Below are 6,564 nucleotides of genomic sequence, written 5' to 3' on the forward strand. Positions count from 1 at the left end.
ATCCCTTTGGGATTCTAACATTTGGTCGAAGAACTTGTGGGTAATGCTTAGAGAGGTCTACCGCACTCCAAAACGCTCCCCACTTCCGGACCTCTATCCTCGGACCGACATCCACCAGGTCATAGCCCCCCCTCACGGAATCGTCAGTCGGTAATAGCGTTCCCCTTGGGATGGCACGGGATCGAGAATTCGCTCCAAGCGATTGGTCGGCCGGTTGTAGACATCCCGCAATATTTGCCAGGTGCCGTCCACCACCGCATCACGGTAGAGAACCCGATACGTCCGATTCGACATGGCGGTCCATCCCAACTCCACCTGCCCGTTCACCAGGCGAATCGATTCCATCCACAAGGCGCTCGCTCCCGATCGTGGATCGGTTCCGGAGCGATACTCTTCCCGATTGGAAAAGCCATCCCCATCGCCGTCCAACACTGCGTCGCCTGCGAATGCCGGATTCAGGCCAAATCGTGTTTCCCAGCCGTCCTCCATGCCGTCCCCATCGGCATCCGGCAGTACTACCAGATTGGCTTCCGCGCTCACAATCGTTCCCGTAGGAGCACGATTGGTGATCTGGACCGAATACCTTCCCGCCGAAGCGGATTGCACATTGGTCACCACCAGGGTGGAAAAGGTCTCGTCCTGAATAAAGATGGAGTTCGCCAAAACGACTCCATTCTTCCGCCAGCGGAAGGTCAATGGTCCGGAGCCCTGAACTTGAACCCGGAACACCGCGTTTTCCCCCTGAAGCACCGCCACGGACTGCGGCTGGTCGACAATGCTCGGCCGGCTCAACACATCCAGTGTCACCGCTGGAGCCACGAAGCTGCCCAGCTCATCCGTAATCTGAAGCGCATAGCGTCCCGACTGCGCCAGCTGTATCGATGGGATGTCCAAAACTGCATTGGTAGCCCCATCCACCGGCACCCCTTCTCTCAGCCATTGATACTGTGTGAAACCCAGTCCTGAGGCGGCGCTAACCAAGGAGACGGTCGTCCCCTGCAACACCGAACGAGAACTCGGGTAGCGAGTGAATTGCGGCGCCTCCAGCACGCCCAACCGAATAGCCCGGCTGATCACTCCCCCACCCGAACCGAAGACGTAAGCCTCATAGATACCCGCGTCTCGCGAGAGCACTGGATCCAGAATCAGGTGCGCGTTGGTCCCCTCCAGTCGGGGCTGGCCATTCTGGAACCACTGATAGCGCAGAGGGTCTGTTCCGCTGGCCGATACCGTGAGCGTCACCCGTTCCAGCGCCCGCACAACGGCATCCTCCGACTGGGAAACGATTTCGGGGGGAGGTGCTGATTCCAGGGGTTGACCAGGCGGGCTGATCGACGCGATCCAACTTGCCGGTTCAGGCCCGAATGACTGGAGGGACCGCCGGACTAGAAAAGCGCCGGTGCCGCGCACCTGCGGCCAGGGCCTCTGGTCAAGCGGCTGTACGATATCCACCGTGATCCAACGGACCGCGGCCACTCCTGGATCCGGCCGCTGCAATACCAACGCTTCCTCCGCCGTCCGCAGCGAGCCTCGAAACGGCCCGAACACCTGAACGCCAACGGGGACGGAATATCGTTCTCGGAACTCCTCGGGAGTGGTCCGAGCGACAATTGCGATACCCCGTGCCGGGAGGGTCACCTGCGTGGGAAAAGTCCAGCCGATGCCAGACAAGCGCCAGGTATTCCCCGGAATCTGCGCATCGAAGAGGGACAGTGGGACATCGGTGCGGTTTTGAATTTCGACGAACTCAATACCTCCGCGCGCATCGTCCAAGTTGAGCCGCGTGATCACAGCGTCGCCGATCAGCGGGATCGAATTGGGAGATCCAAGGGTGGTGGACGCAGCCGCAACCGCCCATTCTCGAAGGTCGGAGGTCAGAACTCGGACAAAGCTCCGTCCCTGCTCCGACGCTCCGAAGCTAAGTCCGTGAACGTAGCCGGTTAGGAGTCCATTCGTGTCGGCCGAGAAAAGCCACGCGGAGTCTCCCGCGCTGCTGAACGCGAATCCGGTGGAGGTCCGCGGACGCGGGTCGAACTGTGCCTCAGAAACCACAACCCGTCCTCCAGGAGCGATGATAGTGTTCCCAGGAAAGCGGTACTTCTTCGGCAGTTGCACCTCGTCGGTTAGGAACCAACCGGAAACGTCCACGATCTCATTTCCCAAGTTTTGCAGCTCGAGGGCGTCCGAACCGCCATTCGAGGCTCGCGCCAGAACTTCGCTGATCACCACCCGCGGAAACGACGGCACGGGATCGTCCGTCCCAGGAGAACCACCGGGGGCCGAACTGGGACGCCAGGAACCACGAGCATCCAGATCTGTCGTCAGCTCCGAACCCTCCATTGAGACCAGAGAGAAACCCATCCCGTCTGTGGTCGGATACCAGGCTGAAGAATAGGCAAAATCAGCGAGAGTTTCCCCGAACGGCGAGACCAGGGTCAGGCCCTCACCAACATTGGACAAAGTCCCTTCAAACTCTCCCACCACGCTTTTTGACTTACCATAGCGCGCCTCGAAGGCGGCGATGTTTCGAGTAATCACCACCCGCGCTCCCGGTTCCAACACCCGAGTCGAGGCATTCGCAAAATCAAAACGCACTCCCCGGGTCAACCGCACTCCCGGCAGATGGAGGAGCGTCGAGCCGACGTTTTGCAGCTCGATAAATTCGGAGTCATCTGTGAAGTAGGGACTCGATGGCAACTCGGCTCCGGGGTGGTAATGGATCTCGGTGATCCGCAGGGGCATCGGCTCAGACTGAGTGAACACCACTTCGCGCAAGGCGCTCCATGAGTTCGTATGATAGACCCGGGCCTTCAGAATCGACCGGCCTGGCAACGCGATCGGCCCCGCATACGTCAGGGCCTGGGGCGCGGGAGCCCCACCAATCAACCGAGGATCGGTTCCATCCAAGGTATACAAAACCTTGCCCACAGAAGTACCCATCAACAGCGTCTGCCCCGCCTGCACCTCACCGCCCCGCAGACTAACCGTCGGGGGGTTGAGCGAAGGATACAGTCCGATCCTCCGAAACTGCTGCACCAAGACGTCGGAGCGCTGTGGATAATAGCTTTTCAACAGCAAGTTTCCTTCGACTGCCCAATGTTCATCCGGAGTGTAGGGCGTCGGCGAATGCATGTCGCCCCAACGTGCGGACTCCGCAACCATGGCGCGTCGGATCTCTCCGGTCAGGCGCGCGAACCGCGCCGCGGGACGATTCCTTTCCGGATGCGCAGGATCCCAAGCCGGGAATAAGGGGTCGACCGCCAAAGCCCCTCCATCAAAGAGATGCTTCTGCAGCCGATCGCCAAAGAGGACTTTGAATTCGGCGTTAACCCGACACGCACCGTAAGGGCCAGCCACCCCCACGGACACGGTGGTCTGATCCGTACTGAGGTCGGAGCGAAGACCCATCGACCACTCGGCATCCCACATGTAGAACTTATACCCGCTACTGTCCACCCGGCGCCGTCCCACCCAATAGTTCTTGTGCGGCCAGTCGGTGTTCCCCATGTACAGGTTCACAATCATGTAATCGATGAGGTTGGGAACATCGAGATAGTTGGGCAGTGACGGGTTAAGAGATCCGTCCGGGTTTCGCCCCTGAATCCTGAAGTAGTTCGAGTTTCCCACCAATCCCTTGTTGGCCAAGTTCATCATGGCATCCCAAGCCTTCAGGTCCCCTTCGGTGGGCGTCCCGCTGTTCAAGGAATCCCATTCTTCCCGCTCTCCCTCAAAATACGAGGCAGAGAAGGCGGAGTCGGGGCGTTCGACCATCTCATACATTCCCCAATAAACTCCGTTGATGTAGAGGTGCACAAACTTGTGGTGCGAGGCCACGCCATTCATGTCGAGGATCGATTCCCTCCCAAACGAATCGCGCACATAAAGCGGCTGGCCAGTGGCGTCTCCCCACGAATAGCCATCGTTTGAATTGGCGCGCAGCGTGACCGTGTCAAATCGATCCACTCCCGCCTCCCCAAACAGCGGATAGCGAAGTTTGCTGGGGCCATGCTTGGAATTAAAAACCAGCCGCAACGAATGCTTCTTGGTCAACCCGTCGCTGCGAAACGCACCCCCCTGAATCCTCAGGCCAGCATTGATCTGAAATCCGCTAACGCCATCGAGCTCGATCAACTCTGCCGAGGTCGACCGCTCGTAGGCGTCACCACCCGCCTCCGATCGACTGTAAATCCCGTTGAGTCCGAACATATCTTCGACCGGTAGCGTGAGCGCCAGGGTGGCCAGGGATCGGAGATCGCCGTGAATCGTGGCCGCGTACTTGCCGCCGTAGCGATCGGGGGCATTGCCTCCAATCACGCGGGCATCCATGCCATAGTCAGCCGCAATCCCGCCCCAGCTGGAGGGAAAGCCCATCGCGATGGTGGACTGCGGGGTTTGGCGGATCACATCGTCCAGAAACAAATACGTGTGAGCCACCGACACCGAGGTTTTCCAGCCGGAACGCACCGCGATGGCACGCACCGGGGTGGTTTTGCTCAACGCGATGGGATTGGTGTAGCGGATGCCGCCAAGCCCGGCCGGATCGCTGCCATTCAGAGTAAACCGGATCTCCGCGCCGGGGGTGGGAGTGGACAAACTCAGGGCGAAGGCCGTCTGATAGAATCCACGCTGCACGGAGAACTCGACCGGACTGACCATTCCGGCTGTCCCGGAGGAATTGGCCAACCGGGGGGAGGCTTGGTCCAGAAACTGGGCCGACTCCCGTCTCAGCGAAACACCCTCCAACGTGGGCTGCAAAAAGAACTCCCCGTCGCTTTTCCCCGAACTCAGACCGCGCAATGCCAATACATTGCCGTTCGACCTCACCAGGCTCGCGAACCGCGAGATGTCTACCGTGTCGAAGCTGAAAGCCAGAGACTTATTCCGATTGGTCGCCGACACCGAATCCCAGTCCAGCGGGTCGCGAACATTCTGACGCGCCACCTCCACCCCATTGAGGTAGGCTACGTAACCGTCGTTGTACCGTAGTTTGAGAACCAGCTTTTCGAATGGCCGCTGCCCTTTCCAGGGATCCTCAAACGGGATTCGGACCAGACAGCTGGAGGCGACGCCTTTCATCTCGGGAGCCAGATCGGTGCGAACGATCGTGGCCAGGCTGTTCGTGGAAATGCGTCCGGAAACCTCCACCTCAGACAGTGACAACACCTCCGCATCGTCGGCGGTCGTTCCCCCACCCGAAAAATCAGCATCCATCAACCGCGTGATTCTGACTCGATTGCCAGCGATGCTCCCGGTCAATTCGTTGGTCAGCTGAATGCGGAGTTCAGATGGGTTGCCCAGGACATTCTCGGGATTCAAGACGGCCGACTCATAGAGCACCGTCGATCCCGCGGCATTGCGAATGGATACCACCAAATCCCGCAGCCGCGACTGGCAGCAGTCAGTCCGGTTTCGAATCACGATCTGATCGATCAAATAAGTAGCCCCGAGATTGACATCCCAGAGAGCGTTGGTCAGCGAGCCCGACTTGGTTTGCGAGAAATTGTCCAGGTTCCCGTCAACCGCTCGAGCCGCTGAGAAGCTCCCGGTGGTTGAAGATTGGGTCGCGCTTCGGCCGCGGGCGAGATTGGTGGCGATAGCCGGAGGGGCCGGAATCACATCAAACCCCAGGGCCAGATTGCCAGCCTGCCAACCGGCATCGACGAACCCGAGTCCCTCCCAAGCCACCGGGAAACCCGCCGCCGAGGTTGGCACGGTGTATCGCACCGGACTCGCGACCGATAGCAGGGAGGCGGATTCTCGATAAGCGGCGAACCCGTAAGCGATGTCCGGAAGTTGGGGAGGGTAAGCCGGAGCGTAGGCATACTCCACTGTCGTCCCGTCCGGCCGCACGAGCGCGAGATATTCGCCGCCGTTCGCGAGTTGAAAATTGGTGTGCAGCTCCAGATTCGGATTTCGCTTGTCCTTCCCGGAAGCGAATACCAGCACCCGCTCTCCCGGTCCCAACAGGAGAGACGGAAAAACCCACTTCCCTAACTGCGAACCATCGTCTGTGAGTGTCCATCCGCCCAAATCCACCTGGGTTCCACTCACATTCTCAACCTCCAGCCAATCAGAATTGTCTCCTTCGGCATCGGCGATGCCCGTCCGGTTGTCAGCCATGAATTCGCTGATCACCAAGGTCTGACCGAACAGCGAAAGACTGCAGAGCAGTCCACAAAGAAGGATAACAGCCAGGCGCATGGGAGTGAATAACTATGCCTAACAAAGTAAGCCAAAACCACCTAGAAGCAACTTGGAAAAGGCTCCGCGCAGGGTTTCCGGGGTGAGATTAGAAGTGAGTGAGGACCGCCGGGATTCCCTCCGGGAAACGGGAAAGCTGTAGAGGGCTACAGCACTCCATAGGCGCCACCTCCATCGCGGAGCGGTTTGGAGTGCGGTAGCCCTCTCTAAGCATTACCCACGAGTTCGGAGGGCTTCCTCCCTATCCCAACGGGATTGCGCCTCAAAGCCCAGGGTTGGGAGGAACGAGCTACCCTGGGGAAAACGCCATAGAATCCACAACCCCATCGTGGGTTGCGAACCCTGTGGGGCTTCAGGTGATCC

The 6,564-nt window shown here is 59.4% G+C and carries 1 protein-coding gene; it reads right to left on the minus strand.

The genetic code is table 11. The features are described 5' to 3' along the window. Nucleotides 1–132: 132 nt before the first annotated feature. On the minus strand, nucleotides 133–6,201 hold the full coding sequence (locus JNN07_16110) for a lamin tail domain-containing protein (GenBank protein MBL9169265.1): 6,069 nt from the start codon (nucleotides 6,199–6,201) through the stop codon (nucleotides 133–135). Nucleotides 6,202–6,564 lie beyond the last annotated feature (363 nt).

Source organism: Verrucomicrobiales bacterium (genome assembly GCA_016793885.1).
Classification (GTDB): Bacteria; Verrucomicrobiota; Verrucomicrobiia; order Limisphaerales; family UBA11320; genus UBA11320.

What these genes read in the sequence shown, in the direction of transcription:
- JNN07_16110 (MBL9169265.1), bottom strand. Translation starts at nt 6,201, where the DNA reads ATGCGCCTGGCTGTTATCCTTCTTTGTGGACTGCTCTGCAGTCTTTCG.